This is a genomic window from Flavobacterium sp. M31R6 (assembly GCF_013284035.1).
Taxonomy (GTDB): Bacteria; Bacteroidota; Bacteroidia; order Flavobacteriales; family Flavobacteriaceae; genus Flavobacterium.
Genome location: NZ_CP054141.1, coordinates 2,402,741 through 2,429,323, shown reverse-complemented (window position 1 = coordinate 2,429,323; position 26,583 = coordinate 2,402,741). Strand labels below are relative to the sequence as shown.

At 37.2% G+C, this 26,583-nt stretch carries 18 protein-coding genes; all 18 read right to left on the bottom strand.

Annotated elements, in window-relative coordinates:
• Positions 1-24: 24 nt before the first annotated feature.
• The 18 genes from HQN62_RS09945 to HQN62_RS09860 all read right to left on the bottom strand — a co-directional run bounded on the left by HQN62_RS09945 (position 25) and on the right by HQN62_RS09860 (position 26,554).
• Positions 25-588 carry a DUF6642 family protein gene (locus tag HQN62_RS09945; protein WP_173504250.1) on the bottom strand — a complete coding sequence of 188 codons (564 nt, stop codon included), beginning with the start codon at positions 586-588 and terminating at the stop codon, positions 25-27.
• 25 nt (positions 589-613) lie between these two features.
• Entirely contained in the window at positions 614-1,243 is a 630-nt protein-coding gene (locus HQN62_RS09940) for an MCP four helix bundle domain-containing protein (protein ID WP_173504249.1), read from the bottom strand.
• A gap of 198 nt (positions 1,244-1,441) precedes the next feature.
• Entirely contained in the window at positions 1,442-3,079 is a 1,638-nt protein-coding gene (locus HQN62_RS09935) for a beta-N-acetylhexosaminidase (protein ID WP_173504248.1), read from the bottom strand.
• Positions 3,080-3,117: 38 nt separating this feature from the next.
• Positions 3,118-5,046, bottom strand: a complete 1,929-nt coding sequence (gene nagB, locus HQN62_RS09930) for a glucosamine-6-phosphate deaminase (RefSeq protein ID WP_173504247.1) — start codon at positions 5,044-5,046, stop codon at positions 3,118-3,120.
• 30 nt (positions 5,047-5,076) lie between these two features.
• Positions 5,077-5,904: an amidohydrolase family protein gene (locus HQN62_RS09925; protein WP_173504246.1), complete on the bottom strand. Its 828-nt coding sequence runs from the start codon at positions 5,902-5,904 to the stop codon at positions 5,077-5,079.
• 83 nt (positions 5,905-5,987) lie between these two features.
• Positions 5,988-6,842, bottom strand: a complete 855-nt coding sequence (locus HQN62_RS09920; protein ID WP_173504245.1) for a fumarylacetoacetate hydrolase family protein — start codon at positions 6,840-6,842, stop codon at positions 5,988-5,990.
• Positions 6,843-7,347: 505 nt separating this feature from the next.
• Entirely contained in the window at positions 7,348-7,932 is a 585-nt protein-coding gene (locus HQN62_RS09915) for a LutC/YkgG family protein (RefSeq protein WP_173504244.1), read from the bottom strand.
• 26 nt (positions 7,933-7,958) lie between these two features.
• Positions 7,959-9,332: a lactate utilization protein B gene (locus HQN62_RS09910; RefSeq protein ID WP_173504243.1), complete on the bottom strand. Its 1,374-nt coding sequence runs from the start codon at positions 9,330-9,332 to the stop codon at positions 7,959-7,961.
• A gap of 46 nt (positions 9,333-9,378) precedes the next feature.
• A complete protein-coding gene (locus tag HQN62_RS09905; protein ID WP_173504242.1) occupies positions 9,379-10,116 on the bottom strand; it encodes a (Fe-S)-binding protein in 738 nt (245 codons plus the stop codon).
• Between the two features lie 261 nt (positions 10,117-10,377).
• Complete coding sequence (locus tag HQN62_RS09900; protein ID WP_173504241.1) at positions 10,378-12,630, bottom strand: DUF4838 domain-containing protein; 2,253 nt, start codon at positions 12,628-12,630, stop codon at positions 10,378-10,380.
• An 82-nt stretch (positions 12,631-12,712) separates the two neighbouring features.
• Entirely contained in the window at positions 12,713-14,008 is a 1,296-nt protein-coding gene (locus tag HQN62_RS09895; RefSeq protein WP_173504240.1) for a GH36-type glycosyl hydrolase domain-containing protein, read from the bottom strand.
• 15 nt (positions 14,009-14,023) lie between these two features.
• On the bottom strand, positions 14,024-16,405 hold the full coding sequence (locus tag HQN62_RS09890; protein ID WP_173504239.1) for a GH92 family glycosyl hydrolase: 2,382 nt from the start codon (positions 16,403-16,405) through the stop codon (positions 14,024-14,026).
• Positions 16,406-16,430: 25 nt separating this feature from the next.
• Entirely contained in the window at positions 16,431-19,799 is a 3,369-nt protein-coding gene (locus HQN62_RS09885) for a glycoside hydrolase family 38 N-terminal domain-containing protein (protein ID WP_173504238.1), read from the bottom strand.
• A complete protein-coding gene (locus tag HQN62_RS09880) occupies positions 19,786-20,760 on the bottom strand; it encodes a phytanoyl-CoA dioxygenase family protein (protein WP_173504237.1) in 975 nt (324 codons plus the stop codon). Before HQN62_RS09880 ends, HQN62_RS09885 begins: the two co-directional genes overlap by 14 nt.
• Before the next feature lie 2 nt (positions 20,761-20,762).
• The gene (locus HQN62_RS09875; protein ID WP_173504236.1) at positions 20,763-21,611 is read right to left on the bottom strand and encodes a sugar phosphate isomerase/epimerase family protein; all 849 of its coding nucleotides are present in this window, start codon (positions 21,609-21,611) and stop codon (positions 20,763-20,765) included.
• A 9-nt stretch (positions 21,612-21,620) separates the two neighbouring features.
• On the bottom strand, positions 21,621-23,063 hold the full coding sequence (locus HQN62_RS09870; protein ID WP_173504235.1) for a sugar porter family MFS transporter: 1,443 nt from the start codon (positions 23,061-23,063) through the stop codon (positions 21,621-21,623).
• Positions 23,064-23,128: 65 nt separating this feature from the next.
• A complete protein-coding gene (locus HQN62_RS09865; protein WP_173504234.1) occupies positions 23,129-25,795 on the bottom strand; it encodes an ROK family protein in 2,667 nt (888 codons plus the stop codon).
• Between the two features lie 6 nt (positions 25,796-25,801).
• Positions 25,802-26,554 (bottom strand): GntR family transcriptional regulator, encoded by a 753-nt coding sequence (locus tag HQN62_RS09860; RefSeq protein WP_217362485.1) that lies wholly within the window; start codon positions 26,552-26,554, stop codon positions 25,802-25,804.
• Positions 26,555-26,583 lie beyond the last annotated feature (29 nt).

Sequence of the window (26,583 nt, the reverse complement as noted above, 5' to 3'; positions counted from 1 at the left end):
TGTTCATTTTTCCGAAGTCATTAACTAATAATACAGCCTAAAATCCAACAACTTACATAGAGCATAGTGCTTTTGATATAATTTTTCCACAATTTCCACTACATCATCATATTCTTGGCATAAACTAAAGAAAGCCTTGTCTATCGTACTGCAACTAGCTATTTTATTATATTTCGCACCATAACCCGAAACAGCGTATGCTCCCGTAATATCTAAGAAGTATTGTGCTTCTTCTGCGTCTAAGTCCAATATTTTTGCATTGGCAAAATGGATGATTTTGCCTTTCATTTTGCCTTCAAAAATTTCGGCTATTTCTTCTATACTGTAGTAATAATTATTAAGGCAAATGCTGTTTTCCTTTCCAGGCATTACCAAATATATGATTTCGTAATCGGTAAAATTATGGTCATGATAAAGTAATGCATTCAAACTGTCTTCTAATCCTTCAATGGTGTCACAGGTTTTATAAATGCTTGCTATACCTTGTTCTATCGCTAACTGTTCCAGATTTTTAACCACTTCGGTAGTGGTACGTATCTCTACATCGGGAACAGCTTCGAGGCAGAAAATGAATTGGTCGCGATCCATGAAATTATGTTTTTTTCAGTTGCTATTAGTTCATGCTTGGTGCTTCTGGTATTTTAATTTTAATCTTGGTTTTCTTTGCAATTAGCAAATATAACGCGAAACCGCCTAAAACCACCAATAATGCAATTTGAAGTTCACCCCAGGTCGTGTTATCCCTGTGAATGGAATTGGAGCTTTCCATTTTGGATTTAGCCTCATTAATCTGGATTTGAGACAACAATTTCAACGTTTTCAGCGCTTGATTACTGGATTCGGTTACTTGGTCCCAGTTATTGTTTCGCGACTGAACTTCAATAGCAGAGCAAGAAGCCAAGAAGGACACAAAGGATGCTTTTTCTTTGGAAGTCAAAAATGTATTTAGATATAATTTATCAATTTTATGAATGCGTTGCATGGCAGACGCGATAGCAGCATTTTTTTCCAAGTCATTAAGTTCAATTTGTAAAGCTTTTGCCTTTATGGAATAAAGTTCATTGTCATACTGAAAGATATAGTGAGCAACAACCAATCGGTCATTATAGATTGCATTGATATTTTCGTTTGCTTTTTGGGAGTTTTGCAGTCTGATAAAATTGCTAATTAATATAATAACCATAACAATCAGCAAAACAATTGCAGCTTTGGTTTTATTGCTGGATTTTTTTAAATCATTCATATCCCTTTTTTTTAGTATGCAATATAAACCATTGGCTTGAATTTAATACAGTAACGAAAATGATTTCTGAAAAGTATTGCGTCCATAAAAAAACTATCTACATGACAAAATTCAAAAAAGGGCTTGACTTTTTAAATGTCAAACCCTTTTTCTAACTAACAAACTTATAAAATAATGCTCTTTTTTATTTATTCAACATTATTCTTTTTCTTTAAAGTAATTTGCTCCCCACAAACTGTATCTTTTTTTCTGTGTTTCAATTTTTGTCTGGAATTCAGACCAGTTTTTATTTTCTTTTGGAGACCACAAAACTTCGCTTAATGCACTCAAACGCGGAAAAATCATATATTCCACTTTGGCTGGATTTTGCATGTATTCTGTCCAAACATTTCCTTGGGCTCCCAAAACATACTTAGCTTCTTGTTCATTCAATTCCTTTGGAACTGGCTCATAACTGTAGATTTTTTCTAAGTCCGTAAAACCACCAATAGTAACTTCCTTTTCATTTTTGGTTTGCGAGTGATCTAAATAAACGTGACTTCCAGGAGTCATAATTACTTGATGTTTATCTCTTGCTGCTGTTATTCCGCCAGCTTCTCCTCTCCAACTCATTACAATTGCATTTGGTGCAAGTCCTCCTTCCAAAATCTCATCCCAGCCTATTAATGTTCTTCCTTTGCCATTAATATATTTTTCCATTCTTTGGATGAAATAACTTTGAAGTTCATGCTCGTCTTTCAATCCTTTTTCTTTTATCATCTTTTGACAAAACTCACTTCTTTTCCAGTCATCTTTAGGAGATTCGTCTCCGCCCACATGAATGTATTTTGAAGGGAATAATGTCACCACCTCATCGATAACATCTTCCAAAAAATTAAATGTATATTCAGTTGGAGCATACACATCCGTAAAAACACCCCATGTTTCCTGAACAATTTTAGTTTTTCCGTTTGCCAATTCTTGTTTGCTCTTATCCGAAATCATCTTATCTGAGAGTTGGGTTTTCTCTTCTGGAAAACAACTCAACTGTGGATATGCGGCAATGGCAGCGCTACTGTGTCCCGGCATTTCGATTTCTGGGATTACCGTAATAAAACGATCAGAAGCATACTTTACAATATCTTTAATTTCTTCCTGAGTGTAAAATCCTCCTTCTGGAGTATTATCACTTCCTGTACCTGGGTATCTCCCAATAATGGACCCATTTCTTTTGGAACCTATTTCAGTAAGTTTAGGATACTTTTTAATTTCAATTCTCCATCCCTGATCTTCGGTTAGATGCCAATGAAAATAATTCATTTTATGCAAAGCCAAATAATCGATGTATTTTTTAACAAAAGCAACTGGAAAAAAGTGACGCCCAACATCCAGCATAGCACCTCTATATACAAAACGAGGTTCGTCTTTCACATCTACAGACGCAATTGTAAGGCTATTACTTTTTTCAACAGGCAACAATTGAATCAATGTTTGCATTCCATAGAAAGTACCAATTGGCGAATTTCCATTAATTACAACACCTTTATCATCTGATTTTAGGCTATAGCCTTCACTTTGAAGTCCCTCGATGTGCTTACCACTTTTCAACTTAATGGAGTTTTTATCAGCTTTTTTAACTATCGGCAATTCAAAACCATAGTAATCCAATAAATATTTATTCAAGAAAGCCGCTGTGGATTTATCCTCTTTACTGGTTACAACCAAACTTGTTTTAGTGTTAATTACAAAATTCCCTGCGTTTCTGGTAACTTGTACTGGCTGGGGAATGATATTTACTTCCTGTGCAAACGACAATGCGCTGCATAAAAGAAGTGAAACGATAAATGATCTAACCATGATTATATTTTAATTTATTTATTACTATTGAATTTTTACTAATATTCCCATCTAACAAAGGCCTCCATAGCCGCGTACGTGGCAAGTCCCAGTTGTTGATAAAACATGGCGGTCTCTCTATTTCTGTCTTCGGCCCTTTGCCAGAATTCCCTAGCATCGGATCCTTGGAAAACCACACCATCTTTTTGGGATTGGTGCTTGAATATTCCCTGTCTTTTTTCCAATACCTGATCCGGGCTCATCGGCACGGCCATCTCGATCTCATCGATTCCCCATTCCTGCCAAGCGCCTCTGTATAGCCAAACCCAGCAATCTTTCATGAAATCTTTTGGTTTGAGGCGTCTGGTGGCTTCAAAAATGGCGTCCAAACACACTTTATGGGTACCGTGAGGATCCGCCAAATCACCGGCCGCATAGATTTGATGTGGTTTTATCTTTTCGATAAGCGCCATCGTCAACTGAATGTCTGCTTCTCCCAAAGGTTTTTTCTCGATGGTTCCCGTTTCATAGAAAGGAAGCTCCATAAAATGAATTTGTTCGTCTGGCAAACCTACAAAGTGAGCCGTTGCTCGGGCTTCTCCTTTTCTGATTAGCCCTTTCAAGTATCGAACTTCTGGAATGTCTATTTTACTGACTTTTTTGTTTTTAAGAAAGGCTTCCGCCTTTTTATAGATGTCCTCCGCTTCAGCACTTTGTATTGCAAATTTTTCATTGTAATCACAAACAAAACGTGCAAATCGCAAGGCTTCATCATCGGCAACGGCAATATTTCCAGAGGTTTGATAAGCTACATGTACTTCATGTCCCTGCTGCTGCAGCCTCATGAAAGTACCTCCCATACTGATAATGTCATCATCTGGATGCGGACTGAAAATCAGCACTCTTTTTTTTGAAGGTTCTGCTCTTTCGGGTCTGTTGGAGTCATCTGCGTTGGGTTTCCCTCCAGGCCATCCGGTAATCGTATTTTGTAATTTATTGAATATCTTAATGTTAATATCGTAAGCCGGACCTGAATCGGCCAATAAATCGCTCATTCCATTTTCGATATAATCCGCATCGGTAAGCATTAAAATTGGTTTTTTCAAATGAAGCGCCAATCCTAAAACTGCTTTTCGAATCAATTTGTCGGTCCACACAATTTTTTCCACCAACCAAGGAGTGTTGATTCTGGTCAGTTTTGAGGAAGCCTCTTTGTCCAAAACAAAAAGGGCATTTTTGTGCTCCTGCAAAAAGGAAGCCGGTATTTGATTGGTCACTGTACCTTCTACAGAGGCTTTTATGATGTTCGATTTTCCTTCTCCCCAAGCCATCAGAATAACCTGTTTGGCTTCCATTATTTTTTTAACACCTAATGTGATTGCTGTTCTTGGAGTATTGCTTAACCCTTTGAAATCGCCACTTGCTGCCACTCTTGTAATATGATCTAAAGCTACCAATCTTGTTTTGGAATTCTGCAAAGATCCCGATTCATTGAATCCAATATGGCCGTTACCACCAATTCCGAGAATCTGCAAATCAATACCTCCCAAAGCCTCTATTTTGGCTTCATAATTGGCGCAATAATCCGCGATTTCTTCTTTTGACAAAGTTCCGTCGGGAATATGGACGTTTTCAGGTAAAATATCAACCTGGTTAAACAGCAATTCTTTCATAAATCGCACATAGCTGTTTATGGAATCCGGTTCCATTGGATAATATTCATCCAAATTGAATGAAATTACGTTTTTGAAACTCAAGCCTTCTTCTTTGTGCAAACGCACCAATTCAGCGTACAACCCTTTTGGGGAAGAACCCGTTGCCAGTCCCAATATGCAAGATTCATTGCTTTCCTGTTTTAGCTGGATAAGATTTGCTATTTCTTTTGCGACAGCCACCGAAGCCGAAGTTGAGTTATCAAAAACTACGGTGTTGATGTTCTCAAATCTTTTTTCAAATCCTGTTGACTTATCTATATTGCTCTTTAACATTTTTTGATTTATTATGTTACTGTTTTTTATTTATAAATTATAAAATTCTATTGCATTTCCTCCCCAGAATTTATCTTGTTGTTCCGTTGAAAATTTCGAAAAATAATGCACTAAAATACCACAAGATTGCTCATAGGATGCCGCAAGTAAACTTACTGGCCAATCACTACCAAAAAGCAAACGATTCATTACAAAAGCTTCTGTAACGACATCCAGACAATAGGTAAAATCCGATTCTTTCCAGTTGTTCCAATCGGCTTCGGTAACCAAACCGGATACCTTACAAAACACATTCGGACAATTAGCAATTTCACGAATTCCTTTTTCCCAAAGAGAAAAATCAAATTGCTTAAAATCTGGTTTTGCCAAATGGTCTATTACAAAAGACTGTTGTGGAAATCGTTTTACCAATTCAACAGCATAAGGCAAATGCTTGGGAAAAATCAATAAATCATAGGTTAAATTATATTGTGCCAATTTTGATATTCCCGCACAAAAATCATCTCTTAACAAAAAATCATCTTCGGGTTCTGCCTGCACTATATGACGAAAACCTTTCAGCTTTTTGTATTGTGAAAAATATTGTAATCGATCTTCTAAATTTTTAGATCTAAGATCAATCCATCCCACAACTCCTTTGATCCAATCATTTGCGGAGGCCAATTCCAACAGAAAATGAGTTTCTTCTTCACTTTGATCTGCCTGAACAGCCACACAGCCATCGATACTATTCTCTTTTAGTAATGAATGCAAATCTGGGGGGAAAAAATCCCGTTGAAGTATCTTCATATCGTCATTAATCCAAGAATCTTTTACTGGATGAAATTTCCAAAAATGCTGATGACTGTCAATTTTCATAAATAACTACAATTATATTTTAATGAATATGAAATGCGTCTACTATAATTTCCAATACAAGAATGTATTTTTACAACCGTAATTTATTTACTGTAAGCTACAGCCAATTGTTTACTTGACCCTAATCCTTCCATTCCTAATTCAATCACATCTCCTGCTTTGATGTAAATAGGCTCTGGTTTAATTCCCAAACCAACTCCTGGAGGAGTTCCCGTACTGATTACATCGCCTGGAAGCAAAGTCATAAACTGGCTTAAATAATGTACTAAAAAAGGAATTTTAAAAACCAAATTAGATGTATTACTGCTTTGGAATATTTTTCCATTAACCGTTAACCACATTCGTAAATTGTTGACATCTGCAATTTCATCTTGTGTTGCCAAAAAGGGTCCAAGTGGAGCAAATGTGTCACATCCTTTTCCTTTGGCCCATTGTCCGCCACGTTCTATTTGAAAAGCTCTTTCACTGTAATCATTATGCAAACAGTATCCAGCCACATAATCCAAAGCATCGGCTTCTTCCACATAGCTCGCTTTTTTACTTACCACAAAAGCCAATTCGATTTCCCAATCTGTTTTTTCGCTGTTTTTTGGTATAATAACATCATCGTTTGGACCACACAAAGCAGTAGTTGATTTAAAGAAAATTATCGGTTCTTCCGGAATTGGAGCATTGGTTTCAAGGCAATGGTCCACATAGTTTAACCCGATACATATAATTTTTGAAGGTCTGGCTACCGGAGATCCCAATCGAACGGCTGCATCTACTTCCGGTAAAACAGGATTGCTTTCCAACGCTTTCTTTAATTTTTCCAATCCATCATTTTCAAAAAATGCTTCATTGTAATCAGTTACAATTGATGAAACATCAAATCTTTTTTCACCGATTAAAATACCTGGTTTTTCCTTTCCGACTTCTCCAAAACGTATTAGTTTCATTTTCTTGCTATTATTATATTATACTTAGTTGTTGCCTATATTATACTGTAAATCAATCACTCTTTATACGCCCTTTCAATCAAGAAGCTTTATTTTGAAAGCTATAAATTTTAGTAAATCGTTTTAGAAAATTATTTAAAATTTACTCTCTCTTTTCCTATTTATTTCCATCATTATTGAGGCTAAAAAATAATTCCTAAAATTACATGGATATTGGCATAAAAACAATTCGATTCAATCAAAACTACTGGCAGAATCTATTTTACCTCAACCTATTCTTGTAATCTATCTTATATTTATGTGGTCAAATTCAAAACAATTAATACCGCATATTTTTTACTAAAATTATACTACTTTGAAACTCTAAAGATATAATGACTAAATTATATTTACTAACTCAATATTATCTTTATTTAATTCTTATTTATCCACAATTCTAAAAATAAGTCTTTCCGGACTATTATAACTTAATCCACAAGACTAACCTATTGACTTACATTTATTTTTATTCAACAACATAAACCGTTGCACTTCTTGCTCCGTGTGCACCAATCACTAGTGACTGTTCAATATCGGCTGTTTTAGAAGGTCCAGCTATAAATACCCCAAAACCTTCTCGCGCTACCTCTATTTCTTCGTAAGCCTGATGCAAAGTTGCCACAATACTTTTTTTATCAATTACCAAAACCAAATGCTGACAAATAAAAGGAACAAGTCTGTTTATCATTTGGCTTTCATAAATCCATACAGCACCATTTTCTGCCACTCCAACAGTTCCCTCGACATAAGCTTTATCAACTTTTTCCAATTCAATTGCCGTTAAAGAAGCAACATGATTATCAACATCTCCAAGGGCTATTATCGTATTCACAATAAAACTTCCGGTTGATCTATCAGCATCTAACTGCTCTCTTAGCAAAGCTGTATTCGAAATCAATTCCACTTTTCCTCCAATACTTTCCAATACTGTTTTAAATTGCGTATACAGATCCTCATAACGAATAACAGAGGCTCTATCTATTACAGGAAGCGAAACCAATTCAGGTTGATTAGCCGCTATGGCATTCAAAATATTTTCCCTTACACTCATATTCTTTCGTTGTCTGGAGTTCTGTTTTATTTTTTTGTTTTCCCGTTTTTTAAATACCAGTCACGGAATGATTCTTTTGGAGCTTCTGGCATTTCTCTTTGCTTATACCAGACATTTAATTTATTGTTCACCACAAAAGGAAATAAATGCATGCACAATCTTCCCATTTTTCCAGCAAAACGATATACTTTGGGGTACGAGAGTACAAAATTCATTCCTTTCATGCCTATTTTTTTACTGGTCGCTACATATTCTTCGGCTACAACCACTTGTCTCCATTTCCACAACTGCTCATGGATATTGATTTTCACAGGACATACATTGGTACAACTGCCACATAAAGTCGATGCAAAAGGCAAATCGGCATTGGCCTTCATATCCAAGTTTGGATTTAGAATAGAACCTATTGGCCCTGCCACAGCAGTATGATAACTATGACCTCCGCTACGACGATACACTGGACAGGTATTGAAGCAGGCAGCACAGCGAATACATTTCAACGAGTTTCTAAAATCTTCGCGGCCCAATTGTCGGCTGCGGCCATTATCAAGAATTACAATATGCATTTCCTGTCCCGGTCTTGGTTTGTGAAAATGACTGGAATAAGTAGTGATTGGCTGTCCTGTGGCGCTTCTGGCCAACAATCTTAAAAAAACAGAAAGATGTTCTGCTTTCGGAATTAATTTTTCAAATCCCATGCAAGCAATGTGTACGGGTGCAGTATGCGCGCCCATATCAGCGTTTCCTTCATTGGTGCAAACTACAAAACCTCCCGTTTCGGCAATGGCGAAATTAACTCCAGTTATTGCTAACTCTGACTCCACGAACTTATTACGTAAATGTTGTCTTGCGGCTTCGGTTAAATATTGCGGATCGTTATTTCCTTTTTCGGTTTGCAAATGCTCGTGAAAAGTAGCACTTACATCCTCTTTTTTTAAGTGAATTGCAGGCAGTACAATATGACTCGGAGGTTCTTTTCTGAATTGAACAATGCGCTCTCCAAGATCAGTATCGACTACCTCAATACCTTGATGCTGTAAATATTCATTTAGATGACATTCTTCGGTAAGCATACTTTTGCTTTTCACAATTTTTTGAATATTGTGTTTCCGAATAATTTCATGAATTATTTTATTGTGTTCATCACCATCAGCGGCCCAATGCACTTTGATACCATTTGCAGTGGCTTGTTCTTCAAAATCTTTTAAATAATTGGAAAGATTGGAGAGTGTGTGATTTTTTATCTGTGAACCCCATTCCCTTAACTGTTCCCATTCCGGTAGACCATGGGCAGCCTTATCCCGTTTCTCACGAACAAACCACAACGTTTCATCGTGCCAATCGGTTCTGGGCTCGTCTGCTATAAATTTTTCCGCTAATGCAGCATGTTTTGCCGTCATACTTTTTAAATTTATTTTTAATCCTTACTCAAAGACTAATTATTTTTTACAACAAGCTATTCAATATTTCAGCAATATGAATGGTTTTTGTCTTGCTTCCCTGTCTTTTTAATATACCTTCCAAATGCATCAAACAACTGGTATCGCCACCGGTTATGTAATCTACCTCATTGGCTTCGTGTTCGCTTATTCGGTCTTTCCCCATTTTCACGCTTACCGCTTCTTCAAACACGCAGAAAGTACCTCCAAAACCACAACATTCATCATTGCGTTTGGGTTTACTAAGCTCTATACCTTTGACCATGTTTAACAATTCTTCCGGCTTAGAAAACTCAGGTAACATTCTTTCGGTCATTGAAGAAAGATGCAATCCTCTTTGACCGTGACAACTATTATGAAGTCCGACTTTATAAGGAAAACGGGCATCAATGCTTTCTACTTTAAGGATATCGGTAAGAAACTCGGTGAGTTCATAAATAGTATTGCGAATCTGTAATGCTTCTCCCGGATGTTTGTCATCATGCAAATGTTCTTTTACGTGCAAAACACAACTACCCGAAGGAGCAACTATATAATCAAATCCTGAGAAATTTTTAACAAAATTGACGTCGCAGCCCTTACTCAGACCTGCAAAACCACTATTGGCCATAGGCTGTCCACAGCAAGTTTGCTGCAAAGGAAAAGTAACATCACAGCCCAATTTTTCTAGTAATTGTAAAGTAGCTATACCCACATTTGGATAAAATTGGTCTATATAGCAGGGTATGAATAAAGCAACCTTCATTTTTTTAGTTATTAAATTTTTAGACTTTTAGATTTTAGCGGTATAATAAATTCATAATCAATGCATCTGCTTCCTTCATATAACTCGCTTTTTACCTACTGCATTAAAATCTTAAAGATATAATAGCCAAAATAGATTTACTAACTCAATATTATCTTTGTTTAGTTATTAATTACCTCTTCATAAATTTCAAAGCAACCGAAAAGTGCAACTTCAGATCTATATTATATTTCAGTGCTCCACAAGACAATTGCCTTTTATCTATCGCACCACGATTTCATCAATAAACACCCATGATTTCGATCCTGCCGAAGGATGCCATTCCGGTAATTGTTTTGTTCCTTTTATTTCAAATTTCACATAGCGAATTCCCTTTTGTGGAGCCGTAAATGAAAACACTTTACTGACTTCTGCTTTTTCCTGATTGCCTTCTGTTAAGACATTACCAACTTCCGTAAAATCTTTTCCATTATCGGAGACCAGACAGCGAATACCTGCAGGATGAAGAATCCAACTTTTGCCATCCCAAAGCGAACTGATTTCGATTGTTTTGGCTTGAACTGTTTTCTCCAAATCGAGTGTTAAAGTAAAATCTATTCCATCCCAACCCAGCCAATGCACTTTGTAATTACTGTCCCCTCTCACACCATTAGTCAAATAAGCCAAATCCCCTTTGTTGTACTGGGGTGACGGAGCCACATCTGAAGTTACCTTTTTCTTAAAGGAATAATTTCCTTTTACCTGTACATCAATGAAACGTTTGGTGCTTTCGTAGTACGATTTGGGAGTTAAACCAGATTCATTCAAATGATCAATATTGGCCTGTTGGCAAACCGAATAAAAATCTTCAATCATTTGCACTTTTTCGGGAATCACGGTATAGTCACCATTTTTCTCCGAATACCAACCTCGCGGACCAAACATATCGTTTTTACCAATTTCCATAATGGCAAACTGCAACGGCAATCGTGCCACTTTCACATGCAATAACTGAGTTGCATCATTCTGGGTTTCCTTCTCGGCATTATCAAAATAAGCATTATAATCATTGACATTGTCTTGTGATAAAAAAGTATTCTGATGACTTGTCGGATGTCCGTAAATATCAAGTCCGTCACCGCTTTTCTTCAATTCACTTTCGAGTTTATCAATATATTTTTTAATCCATGGAGCCGCATTACCATAATAACCATTCAAAAATTCATCTGTTATTTGAGCCACATTTGCATCTGGATTCCACAACAAACGGGAAAGTAAATAGACTTTCAACTCCGAAAATTCAGAACCCACCGAAGCATTTGCTTGTTGAAAATGAGCCGAAACATTATTCTTTACAAAAAACTGAATATTGGGCTGAAGTACTTGTAAATTTGGGAAAGGACTCACCGAATTGGCAAAATCAATATTGTAATCCCACAGATAAATATGATTGCAAATTTTCCCCCATTCGATGATATCATTTTTAAACGATTCGCTTCCTTTATCCTCTTCAATTGCTTTACTGCGATTCAATTCGATGGTGCACAACATTACCTGAACATTTTTGGCTGGTTTTGTAATGGCTGGTGCTTTTCGGGAATATTCGTAAGCCAAAGTAGAGATAATTTTATCGGGGAATTGTTTGGCCACTTCATTTACGAAACGAATAATTGGACCAGACGGACTTCCCTCCTCAGCGATAATCTTATTACATTTTTCGCATTGACAATACGAAAAATTGTCATTCTGGCTCACTGACCAGTACTCCTCATTCGGTTGAAGTGCCATTTCCCTTTTCAGTTTTTCGATAGTCAATTTCAAAACTTCTGGATTTGACAAACACAATTGGTCAATATTTCTTCTGCCATTCATTTCAGAGAAATATTCTGGATGAGCTTTGAAATACTCCTGCCACGGAACCAATTTTCCAAACGTATGTACATAATAACCTTTGGCAAAAATTTCATCAACGGTATTGAGTCGGTTCCAATCCAGAAATTCCTGTCCCACTTTATCCACGATATAAACAATTCGGCAATCATTTTTTGGCTCATCTTTTAAGTCAATCTCCGGCAAATTAATATCCTTTGTCGACGGAATCACTGCATAAGTCGAACTATAATAACGGCAGCCCATATACTTTTCGAGCAAGGTTACAACGCCATAAATACATCCTTTCTTGTTTCCGCCTTCAATGTAAAGCTTTCCATTTTTGGTCTTTATCGAAAATCCATCGGGATTCTTAATGGCATTGGAAACATTAATATAAATTGTCTTTTTTCTGTTCACTAATTGATTTTTAGAAATAGGAGGCGCATAACCCGAAATTTGGGAAACGTATTTTTGCAAAAGCAAAGCTGCTTGTTTTTCTGACTCGTTTTCTTTGGCTGAAATTACGATAACATAATCGCTTTTGCCTTTTGAAACAAGAGGAATTATCTTTCCGTAAGCACTAAACTGAAAACTGGTCAATAGTAAAAAAAGCAAAGTTTTCAAACTGGCAGTACCTATAAATTGGTTTATACTTTTTTTCATTTGTTTTTTTGATTTGTTCATATAAAACACAAAAGGCGAAATTGATAAACTATTCTTACCAACTTCGTCCCTTATTTTAATTCTATTTTTTATTCAGCTTTTCGAACATCACGATAGCCGTGTATAAAACACCTGCTTCGCCTCTGAAAGTCCCAGAACCTCTTGGTTTATTATCTACCGAATACCATTCGTAGAAACCATTGTTGTCCTTTACACGTTTCAGCATTGGCTGTACTTCTCTGTAAGCCTCTTCCACATAACCATATTTAATTAATTGCTGAATCGTTCTCCCTCCAAACCAAGTCCAGTCGCCTCCGTTTTGATAACTGTACTCTGGATTCATGATTTTGTTTACGAAAAAACCATTAGGATAAGGAGGATAAAGTGTCAAACCGATGGATGGTGCTCCTACTTCTTTTACTCTTTTAACCATTTCATCCAATGAAGCTTTTACTTCTTTTTTACTCAACAATCCCGCTTCCATTGCTACGGTAGTTCCGCCGAAGTAGAAAATATTGTTTTCGTCAAAATCAGCTGGGAAAGGCGATCCGTTCAAATACAAGTGTGGAATAAACTTTTGTCTTTTGGTATCCCAAAGATAGGTACGACAGTTTTTTGCTACATCCGTTTTAATCTTACTCCATTTCGATTTAGTTGCAGGAATCATTTCCATCAAGTTGTCCAAAGCAATGACAAACATCGCATTATCATAAATATCACAGGCAATATGTGTGTTTCCGTCAACATCAACGCCATAACCAGGCTCCGGTTGAACATCACCCCAATCGGCAGTTGTTGCGCCGGTAATTAAACCATATTTTTTAGTGTATCTGTTTTTCATTAGGAAATCCATCGCCCATTCCAATCTCTTGGCAACGGTTTTATCACCTACTTTTTCATTCAAAATTGATTTATCACCAGTCAGTTTGATGTATTTATAAACCGCTTGTACCAATGAGGTTTCCTGGTCGGTTTCTACTGTGTTTTTATGGGCAGCATATCTTGGTTCAAGTTTTGAATAGGAAAAATCGGTTTCTCCTTTGCCTATTTTTTCTTTAGGCGTATAACCGTCAATAATGTTTCCATCCTCGCCCTGCATTCTGAAAAATACCAAAAGATTTTCTTTTATATCTTCCTTTTTAGTTACTTGAGCTGCCAGTTCAATAAAGGTATTGTAATCACGAATCCATACTTCTCGGTAACCATCACCAGCATTAACCCCTGTTTTCATCACTTCCAAAGCCTTGTTTTTCACAAAAGACATATAGGAATCATTTTTGATTTTCTCTGACAACTTATTGTCAATTTCTGTTTTTTGTTGAGCTGTAGCTGTCAATGCAAATATAAGTGCCACTACAGACGAAATTATTTTTTTCATTATATCAAATTTGAATTATTTGCTTGTACTCATCGATGGCGGTGGTGTTTTTACTCCCCATTTTGTGTTCGGGTTTGCACCCATATCAAAAATCAAGGTTCCTCCGTCTGTCAGTTTTTTTCGGTCAATCCATGCGTTCTCGACTTTTTCTCCATTGAAAGAAGCCGATTGGATGTATCTGTTTTTCTTCGAATTGTTTTTGGTTTCAATCACCAACTCATCACCTTTATAATATTTTTTGTCCAATTTGATCGTTACTTTATCAAATAATGGACTTCCAAATTGGAACGTCGGATTCATGGCTGCATGGCCCTGAACATCAAACAATCCCATTGAAGCCATCACATACCAAGCTCCCAATTGTCCTTGGTCTTCATCTTGTCCAAATCCGTAACCGTGAAGCGGCTCAGCACCATAGAATTCGTCACAAATCGTGCGCGACCATTTTTGCGTCAGCCAAGGTTTTCCGGAATAATTAAACAAGAAAGAATGATGCAAACAAGGTTGGTTTCCGTGGTTGTACAGCATTTCCAATCCAGAAAAACTGTCAATTCCGTTTCCACCACCAAAGGTCGATTTCTGACTTTCATTAAATGTCGTTTCCAAACGTTTGTTGAACAAATCCAAGCCCAAGACCTTGATTAATCCTGCTGGATCTTGCGGTACATACCAAGTATATTGGTAACCGTTAGCCTCTTGAAATCCTCTCCAAGCCTGCATCGGATTGAAGTTTTCAATAAATTTACCATCTTCGTAACGTGGTCGAATGAATTTGGTTTCCGGATCAAAGATATTTTTCCAATTTCCGGCCTGTTTCATCAGTTTTTCATAATCTGATTTTTTACCCAAAGCCTTTGCAAATTGAGAAACACCGTAGGAAGTATGGGCAAATTCAAGTGTGTGGGATGCTCCAAAATTGAATTTCCATCCGTTTGCTAAAACAGTATCTTTTGAAGGGATATAACCATTTTTTACAAAATAAGCCAAATCGTATTTCCCTGAACCAAATGGGCGGTTGTTATAACCCGTTTCATTTTTATAGGCAATATTGTACGCTTCTTCCACATTAAAATCACGAATGCCACAGTTATAAGTCATAGCAATCATCAAACCGAAACAGTTCGTTTGTACGCCATTCGAATGTGCTCCTGCAGCCACTCCATCGTGTAACCAACCTGTTTCTTTTGCAAAATCAAGATTCGATTGAATGTACTCACTCAAATAATCGGGATAAGCTAAAGCCCAAAGTTGTCCCAAATTCCAAAATCCACCCCAGATTCCATCCGTGTTGTAGTGATTGTATTTTGGTTTCCCGTTTCCGTCCAACGGAATATGGCCTATTTTCCCGTCGTGTCTTGGGTAACTTCCGTCAACGTCGTTCGCTAATCCACGACCTAAAAGAGCATGATATAAACCGGTGTAGAATTTTACTTTATTGATACTGTCTTTAGTTTCGACTTTGATTCGTCCTAATTTCTCATTCCATTTTTCTTGTGCAGTTTCTTTTACGGCATCAAAAGTCTGATCTTTCGATTCGGTTTTCAAATTCAATTTTGCATTTTCAATACTCGTATAAGAAAGTCCGACTTGCATTTCGACAACTTCATCTTTTTTGGTGGCGAAGTTCACATACATTCCATTCCCAATTCCTTTGGTTGAGGACTGATTATCAAAAGTTTTATCTTCAACAAATGAACCGTACGACTCAGGCGTTTTGCTTAACTGAATCACAAAATACATTTTTACTCGTTTTTCGGGATCGCAGAATTTCAAATACTCAGGATAAGTTTCAATCGTTCCTTCCAAAGTATTTTTGCCCGATAATTTCATAGTCGCTTCGGTCACACCACTACTCTCCCCCTGACGGTGACCAATGTCAAAAATAATACGAGATTCTTTCGATTCTGGGAAGGTGTATCTGTGAAAACCAACTCTTTCTGTTGCAGTCAATTCTGCTTTAATACCATACTCTTTTAGGAAAACAGAATAATAACCCAGCTCCGCATGTTCATCTTCTTTGTCAAAAGTCGATCTATAACCTGTTTCCGGTTTTTCCAAAGTTCCAGGAGTCGTTTGCAATTTTCCTGTCACCGGCATTGTTACCAATCCTCCTATTTGAAATTCATGAAAATGACCAAAACCTTCAATCGAGTTGTGACGGTTATCGTAGCCACAGGGTTCCCAACTTCCTCCACTTCCATAGGCGTTCGTATGTGGAGCCAGTTTTGCCATACCAAAAGGCACAGAAGCTGGCGTGTAAAAAAACCAACGTCCATGCACTGACCCAATTTGTGGATCGACCCATGAAGCGGGATTGAAATCATCCTTTTTCTTCGAACAGGAAAAAATTGAAATAGCCATTGCCAGCAGCAATATTAATTTTGAGATTGTCTTCATATTTCTTTTTAATCTTATTAAAATATTAATTCTTCAATAAAAACTCCGAAACACCGCTTCCAACCATACTAATTTCAGATGAGTTTGATTTTTCACTTCCGGTATTGAGATCAATAATGGATTTTGGAGTTAACGATTTCCACACAAATTTTGTTTGTTGCGCCGATTGTTCCGGATTGAACAAACGCATCAATATGGTACCGTCTTCGTTTGGAGTTAAACTGGTCACCACAATTTTTGAGTTGGTCAATTCAAAAAGATTAGAAGGCAGTTTTACATCTTCTTTAATAGTCATTCCTATCAAAGGCTGTGTAAACTCCTCGGCTTCTTTTTCTATATCGCCATCATTTACCATCCCGTGAGGACGAAGTGCATATTTAAAGTTTACAATTCCTTCCTGATCTGCCTTATAATTGGTGTGCCAATAATTATTCATCACATAAGAGAACCATGTTGAAGCGGGTTTCTCTGATTTTTTCCATTCCTTATGGTTGGGTGCAACCACTTTTCTTTCATCAATGATACTGTTTGGTTCCACCAAAGGTGACTCCAACAACATCCACTGGATTCCTTTGTCTCCCGCAGAAACATCCACCCATCTTCTTCCATAGAGATAATCCATATTGGATCCGGCCAATTCGTCTTTCAAAAACTCCATCGATCCATAACCGGCATCAAGAGTAGTTTTGGTAAATTGTGCATTGAACGGATATCCGAAATGAACACCTTCTTTAGCTCGGATGGCTTTTTTATCCAAAACATTCTGAATCAACACTTCATCACTTCCGCTGTAAAGCGAAATGATACGCTCCAATTTGTTGGCTCCCGGAGCATCCGAAGTAATCGAAACTGCCGTCATAACCGGTCCTTTTTCGATAATTTTTACCTGAACATTGCCGTTTGTCTGTACTTCTTCAGGATTCAATCCCGGTACATACCAATAACTGTTTAATCCTTGTTTCTTGAAATCTCCCGCATAGTTAAAATCCGAAACAGTTTTTAGATTCGTGATACTTCCATTGTTTTTGTCCCAACTGAATTCAATTTTTCCGTTTGATAATGAGTTCTCCCCCAAAACAAATTTGCTGGACAAAGCAGAAGCTTCTTTATTTGTAATTTCATAAGTAAGAGTTCCAAAAGCAGGAACGTCTTTGGCTATGAAAGCATATTTTCCGTTGCTCAATTTTTGCAATGGTAAAATATTTCCATTGGTATCTTTTACCGATTTTCCTTCTACAGCTGTTTGAACAATTACCAATCCGGTTCTTTTCCAAGATGAAGTATTGAAAACAGCAATTTTTTTGGATTGTGAATTGCTCAAGGTTTCAAACAAGTTTTTCTCTAATGCATTAATTTCTGTGTCTGCATCGAGCATAAATTGTTTTTTTATGCGCCATTGTTCCGTAACAAAAGGTACATCGGGCTCGGTGGTACTGTTGTGCGCTCCCCAAGTATGCTCATGAAACATGATGATATTTCTCCATGCTTCATAGAAATTTTGCTCATTGTATTTTTTAGGATCCAACATGGTGTAAAGTGTTGATAACTGTTGCAAACGCAAACTGTTCACTCTGTTTTTTCCTTCTTCTTCAGCTGTTGACATCGCACCGTCTTCCCAATAGGGTGTCAAATCACCTTTTACAGTTGGAATTTTATCCCCGTATCTTTTCTCGAAAGTTTCAAACATTTTCTCCGTCGTGTTCAAAACTAGTTTGGGAGAAGCATACTTTTCATTCCATTTTTTAACAAAATCAGAAATATTAGGTTCGATAGGGCCGTTATCGGCAACAATGTTAAAACGCCATTGCACCATGTCATATGGATAATTATTCGCTGTCAGTTCATTGAGATAATCAGCAATCTTCTTGGCTCCTCTTTCGTAAATAGCTCCTGGTTGCATACCGTGCCAAGAGGAATATCCTTTGGCTCCAGCCCAAAACAATACTTTTTCCTGACCTGAAGGCGATGTCCACCAAACGGGTTTGTCTCCCCAATTTTTCAAGAAATGCCCCGCTCTGTCTCCCATATATGGATGATCCAGTCCCATAAAATTGGAACCAATTGAAAAATATTTAACACCGCCTTTTGAAAGCGCCGTCACCGTTGACCAAGCAAATCCCGGCACATCCGAAATCATTGCACTGTTGATTTTAAATCCAAATTTCTTACGCAGCTTGGCCGCATAATCCGTGTAATGAAACATCTCTTCGGCCTGACTCATACCGGTAAGCATGTTCACGTACAATGCCGAAAGGAAAATATCTCCATTTTTTACAGCTGCTACAAATTTCTCTTTTTGAGCTGGAGTGGCTTCCTTCAAATAGTTTTCAACTGCCCAAATAGACTCTATATTCCATTTGAATCTTGCCTCTTCTGGATATGATTTTGTTTTTTCAATCATTTCAAGTGCATCATCAATATTTTTATTGTGAATTTTCAAAACCTCTGGCTGTAAATGGGAATAGCCTATATCGGTATGGGAATGGTGCAATAAGTGAAGTTCCCTGTACACAACCGGTTTTATTGTAAAATAATCATTGATAAAAATTTTATTTCCAATAGTCGCCTGCACTTTTACTTTTTCCTCTTTGCTCACCGCGGTGATTGGAACATCAAAACTGTTCATTCCATCTTTGGCGATATAGCTAAAATCTTCTTTGTCATTGACCTCCACTTTTACGGTTTCGTCTTTACCAAAATGCAAAACGGTGAGAACAATAGTTTGCTTACCATTTTTCAAAAGAAAAGGCGTAGGAACGATTTTTACATTTTCCTCAAATGCAAATTTAAAAGTCATAAACCAATCATTGCTGTTCTGTTTCTGACCCACAATTTTGATGTGAACCGGCTGTCCCGGTTTTACTTTGCTCGCAGGAAGACGCAAGAAAGCGTAGCCTTGTGAATCATTTGCCCCATCTAGTTTGATTTGTTGAAAAACTAATGCAGATCCGTCGTCAGCTTTGAAAATCCAATTTGGTTTTTGATTTTTTGGCAAAGTGGTAAAAGTCAAAATCTTTTTGTCATCTACATACAAATCGAAATTTCTGTCACCACTGCTCGTTCCCGAAGAATGCCCAGCCACCCAACTGAAATAAACATAATCGCCTTTGCCAGCTTTTGGAACAGGAGCAGTTTCCCATTCTATCGTTTTATTTCCATCGGTATTTCTTGTCAAAAGAGCCACCGTGGCATAATCTTGAAAAGCCGAATTATAACTAATATTTTCACCGCTAATTTCTTTAGAAAAACCATTAATCCAATTGATTTTTCCAAAAAAAGGAACTTCTTTTTGAGCAAATGTATTTTGCATCAAAAAAACCAACAATATGAAGAAGCATTTTTTTAATGCTAAAATTATTTTATCTGTAACCATCGCTTTTTTATATAACATCATACAATTCTCTATAATCCACTTTAGGAATGTCTTTTCCTAAAGCCTCTAATTCTTTATCTCCATCAAACAGCAGCGGAAAAAAGTTACTGTCTAGTACTTGATCCTGTGGCATCTCTGGAAAGGTATGCAAAGCATCAAGTCTGTAATAGCCTTCGGTGTTTCCTTGCGTAGAGAAACTCATCGCATTTAGAACAGTTGCTCTTCTGGGACGATCCGAAGTATTGGCATAAGAACCGTGCATAGTCAATGGATGATGAAAACTGGCGTATCCTTTTGGTAACTCATTTGCCACTCTTTTTTCAAAAGCCTCTAATTGCTCTTCATTCAATACTGTTCTTACCGAATCCATATCTCCCGTTAAACCTGTAATAGGAAGCAATCCCCATTTATGGCTTCCCGGAACAAAATAAAGACAGCCATTTTCCTTATTGGCATCATCCAAACCAAGCCAACAAGTAAGATGGTGCATTGGTTTTGTAAATGTCCAATACGAGAAGTCCTGATGCCAAGCCACTACCCCGCCATGTTTAGCCGGTTTGCAAAATAATTGGTCATGGAAAATTCGGAACGATTGTCCCAATAATTGATAAGCAGCCATACGAAATGCTGGCGCCCAAAATAAATCATGAAATCCAGGAGTTAAACGCCAAGCTCCAATGGCATGGAAGAGTACCTTGTTTGGATCTTCTGATTCGTTGCTTTCGTAGTGGTAAAATAATTTTTTCTCGTCCTCATTTACGGATTGTAATTTTACAAGTTCACTGTTGAGTAAATCGACCTGTTCTTCCGTCAAAATTTTAATCCCCTTGACAAACCCGTCTTTTTTGAAAGAAGCAACCTGCTCTTCAGACAACATGTACTGTTCCCATTCTTTAGCAGTTTTTGGCTGCACAAACATTTTGCTTATTGGGTGACTATAATCGGCTAAATCTTTTGAAAAATTTAAATTTACGTTTTCCATAACTATATATTTTTAAAGCTTATAAAAAGCATTTTTTTTTTACAATATCTCTCTTTCAGTAAATGCATCATGTGTATATTAATATCCCATTGGCTTGCTATAGGCTTATTTGTAAATGGCAAATGAACCATATACGGTGCAGGACCAAATTCGGTGGTAATCGTTAATGCTTCATCTTTATTATCCTGATAATCTTTTACAATTGCGTCCCACCATTTTAAGTGCGCTTCCAATTCGTTTTTAAATTCCGGTAATCGAGGATCAATTACTTGCGCACTTTGCGAATGTCCCACCCTTGAGTGCAGATGTCCAACTTGTTTGCAGGCCAAAGCAAGAGCCTCCTCCTGATCTTCGAGCAAACTTTCGGCGACATTACACCAATGCGAAAAATCGGCTGTTATTTTTAATTCAGGCAACTTTTTCAAAAAATCGTAAGTAATATGAGCTGCAAACAAAGCCTTATTCCGATGCGTTTCATGACAAATAGTAATACCCGTTTCCTGGGTAATTCTATTGGCAATGGCAAATAATTCGGCATTCTGTTCAAAACTGAAATAATCTTTCCCAGTTTGTGCATTAATTTTTACTGGCTGGGCTGAAGCCAATACATGCAACTCCCTGGCATAATTAAATTTGTGTTTTTCAAAATCCTTCTCAAAAGACTGATAATATTGACCAATTAGCTTTAGATCATTATTTTTCAAAGCTTTCAAAATTACCTTTTGCTCATCATGAGATTCTGGCACTGGCGCTTCTACCCCATCATATCCAGCCTGCTTTACTTTTTGGCAAAAATGCTCCCAATCAATATCTTCTGAACCCCATCTCGGATAAAAAAATTGTATTCTCATGATTTGCAATTATTTAATTTCTTCCAAAACTTCCATTTTATTTACGGACAATTCCTTTTCTGCCTTCAAATCAGAATTCCATTCTTTTTCAATTTCTTCCAAACTTTTTCCTTTGGTTTCAAACAATCTCTTCTTTGCATATAAAAAAGAAAGGATACAAAAGAAAGAGAAAATAAAGAATGTAGTTGCGATTCCGAATCCGTCTCTCATCATTGGAAATAACAAATTCACAACATAGTCAGAAACCCACATCGTCATAATACACATCGACAAAGCAGTCCCTCTGATATGTGTTGGAAAAATTTCTGTTGAGATGACAAATTTTAAAGGTCCAAGTGAAAAGGCAAAAAACAAAAGGAACAAAATGATGCTAAACAGCATGAACCAACCTGTTATATTCATCATAAAACAAAAGCCTGTCAATGCCAATGCAAAAGCGGCACAAAGTGAACCAACAATGTACAAAGGTCGGCGTCCCCAGGTATCTACTTTCGAAATGGCGATAAAAGTAAAAAGCACATTAGCTGCACCCAATATCACCTGATAAAACAAGGCGTCACTGGTAACAATTCCAGCTGATTTTAAAATAGTGGGGCCATAAAAAATTACGCCATTGATACCACTAAACTGTGACAAAGCGGTAAGTACCATAGCCAAAACTAGTAATTTACGCAACGGTAAACGCAACAATTCTTTATAACCTCCTGATTTGTGACCGGCCATTTCTTTGATGGAATTGAGTTCCACACGTACGGTCTCCTCACCACTTATTTTAGTGAGAATAACCAAAGCTTCGACGTTTCTGCCATATTGTACCAGCCAACGTGGACTTTCGGGAACTATCAGTAATAACAAACAAAATGCTAATGCAGGAATAACACCTACGACGAACATTCCGCGCCATACATTTTCAATAAATAACCAATTTATTAAACCATGACCTTCATCTGCTGCATGCAAAGAGGCATAACCTTGTAAAAAATAATTACTAATATAAGCTGCCAAAACTCCAACCGTAATAGCAAGTTGATAAAAGACTACTAACTGTCCGCGTTTATGAGAAGGTGCCACCTCAGAAATATAAAGTGGAGACACATTCGAAGCCACTCCAACACCCATACCGGCAAGAACTCGGAACAAAATCAACACTGGATATGCCTCTGAAAATGCAAAACCTACAGCACTGATCAAGAATAATACGGCAGAAACAAACAATACTTTTTTTCTTCCAATTTTATCGCTGAGATAACCCGAAAAACCCACTCCGACAATGCAACCCAACAAAGCGCAAGAAACGAATAGTCCTTCCTGTCCTGATGATAATCCGTATTGCAATTTCAATGGTTCAATAATACCGCTTACCACGGCCATATCAAAACCGAATAAAAATCCGCCTAAAGCCGCAATCAGTGTAATAAGCGATATAAAATAGCTTGATCCTTTTGTTCCCATATTCTTTTTAGTTTTGGTAATAATAATTTTAATAGGTTAATTTAGGTTGTCTAATATTTTGACATTTAACACCAACTGTCTTTTACGTATGAAACCACCACAAACGCTTTTTTGTCACCTTTGTAATTGATTTTGTATTTCGGAACGTTTGCCGGAATCACAAAAGTTTCGGCATACTTGAATGTTTGAGTATTTTCTCCGATAGATACATCGGCACTATCGCCTTCGACCAACATACAGATATGACATTGACCGAGGGTTTCAATCTCGATTTCACCAGTAAATTCATAACGGTCAACCGCATAAAAATGCTCTTCATGAGTTGGTAAACTCATTTTTAAACCGTTCGAAAATTCTTTAACTACCTTTTGTTTTGAAATGAATTCGTTAGCAACCCTTTCCCCTTTTCTGTCGAAATAAACATTGTTTAATCCGTGTTCAACATTGATAGGACGAGGCTTTCCGTCCAATCCCGGACGAACCCAATCATACATTTTGAACGTAAAAATGTACGGTGTGCTACTAATTTCCAGCACCATATTATTAATTCCAGAAGCGTGAATGGTTCCATTTGGAATCAAGAACAAATCGTGTTTTTGGGCTTTGAATTTTTGTACATATTTTTCAATCTCAATCGGCTCGCCTGTTTTCTGAGATTCCAATAAAGCGTTTCCAAATTCTTTCGGATTGATGTCCTCCGTAAAGCCTAAATAAACATTAGCATCATCAGTACAATCCAAAATATAATAAGTTTCATCTTGCGTAAAGGCTTCTCCGAAATTCTCTTTAATGTATTCCGGGCGCGGATGGCATTGAACCGAAAGATTTCCGCCGTCGAAAGTATCCAAGTAGTCAAAACGAATCGGGAAATCATTTCCGAAACGGTCAGCCGCTTTTCCCAATACTTTTTTGTTGTCACGGAACATCAAAAAGTCGAAAGAAACTTCCAATAAATTGTTATTTCCTTCAAAAACAATTCCGTTTTCGGGAGTGATTAATTCAAAAGACCAGGCGTAATTCACTTCGTCCTGATTTAAATCTTCAATGCGATTTTTCATCCAATGACCTCCCCAAACTCCGGCTTCAAACCAAGGACGGGCACGCAACGGACCTTCCAACATCGAATCCAATGCTTTTCTGAAATTACTTCCCTGCATCCAGGTGATTTCATCGATACGCTGTTCATCAACAATAAGGTCGATTTTTGGTAACAAACGCTCTTTGTGCGCATTCAAAACCGGCCATTCGATAAAATACAGTCGTTTGTAAATTTGAGAATATGCCAAAGTATCGGTACAACCAATGTTTTTGGTCGAACAGGCTCTCATTCGGTATTGAATTTCATTTTTCGGAACATCCACATAAATTTGCTGTCCTTCCCAATTCGCCAAAGAAGCTCCAGTTCCATATACGATACAAACATCAGCTGTTCCGTCTGGTTTCAGCATATTCAATTTTTCTACATCAAAGAAATCCGAAAGCTCACCTACATACCTTTTTCCGAAAACCAAATCATCCCCATTCATATTAGGTTTGATCATTGCGTCGATTTCAGCAGATGATTTCAAACAGGAATCAATATCGTACCAAAGCACATTTATCTTTTTATCGGTCAAAGCCGAATTCAAATGATTTCTAAAATTTTCCCAAAGTACCCCTCCAAATCCATCAATAACAACGGTTTTTTGTTGGGTAATGGCATTGGCCAAGGAAGCAAATCCCACAAAAACATCTGAATTGGTGTGGAAAGAAGGAAAGATATTGTATTCTGAATTGTTTTTTACGACCGCATTTATCGGTAATAAAGCTTGTGTAGTTTTTCTTTTGGATTGAATCGCTTTCTCCATTTGTATTTTATTTTTCTTATCTGCTATAATTGTCGCTCCTCTTAAAATGCTTTGCTCAGCATCATCACAGAAAACGATGTTAATTTTATTTTTTAATGAATTCAATTTTTCTTCCAAAGCCGGCAAAAACAAAGCTCTGGCTTTAGAAATATTTCCGCCGATGACAAGTTCCTCGCAACCAAATTTTTCGAACCAAGGAAAAAGGAAAGCTCCCATATTGGCTCCAAAATTTCTAAAAATGGCATTAGAAACTTCCGTATTTAAAGCTGCAATAGCCTTAACCGACTCAATAGTTTCTCCCGAAAGACGTTTGTATTCGGCCAAAATCCAACGAGTCGAAAAACATTCATCTGCAATTGTATCTAGAAAAGGTTTATCATAAAACACTCCATTTTCCGGTATGTCTGGATGTTTTTCTGCCAAATCTCCATCAATCATGAAAGCAGAACCAAAACCAGTTCCCAGAGTCAAGAAAATAGTTCTATTACTTTTCAATTGGTGACGGAAATAAGCGCCCTCGGCAAAACAATGCGCATCATTGGCAAATACAAAAGGAACTGTATTTAATCCTGTAAAGTTTTGGAACGCTTGTTGGATATGCACACCAAAAGTCGGTTCGAATTTCCCGCCCACTCCTTTTATTTTACTTACTCCTTTGTCGTAATTGAAAGGTCCCGGAAAAGCGATTCCCACTGCATCAACAGTCATTCCATCACTTAAAACTTCTTTTATGCAACCACCAATGGCTGAAATAATTGCCGTCGGGTTTTCTTTTGCATTAATTTCCTTTCTTATTATTGTCTGTGGACAATTTCTAACAATGTTATTTTCGATAACGCTAACAGTAACATGGCTTCCACCTACATCAATTCCAATTTTCTTCATTCCTTTTTAAATCGTGCGTTTTATTTCTATCGTGTAGGTAAACCAGTCGTTTCGGTAATAACAAATATTGTACTCAATGGGTTTTCTGGCCGTGTCCAGTACCACACGTCTTCTCTCCAGAACGGGTTGGTCTTTTTCGATCTTCAAAAGGCCTGAGATTCGCTTACTTGCAGCAATGGCTTTGAGTTCTTCCTGAGAATACACTGGAACCACATTGTACTTATTACCAAGAATTTCATACAAAGGAATTTCAAAATTTTCTTCAATCGAAAGACCTATTCGTGGATGAAAATAGGATTCGAAATACACCATCGGACTGTCATCAATACTTCGGGTGCGTTGCAAAAGCAGGACTTCATCACCTTCATTAATCTGCAAATGTTTAGCTACTTTGGCACTGGCCGGAACCATTTCCACATTCACCGATAGGTTTTTAAATTCCAGTCCCATATCCTCCATCTCGTGAGTAAAACTCATCCAATTGTTCAGATTGGTAGTGATCCTATTTTGAGAAACCCGTGTTCCTGAACCTTTTTTTCGAACCAAAAGATTTTCATTTACCAAAATGGCAATTGCTTGGCGTAGCGTGTTGCGGGAAATCCCCCAACGCTTAGCCAGATCGACTTCTTTTGGGAATAATTCGCCATCTTTAAAATCGGGATGTTTGATTAGTTCACGTAATTGTTCCTCCACTTGCTTATGCAACGGAATCTTGCTGTCGTGATCCAGCAAAGGCAGTTTGTTCAAATGTTCATACATATGACAAAAATAGTTTTTTTATCTTATGA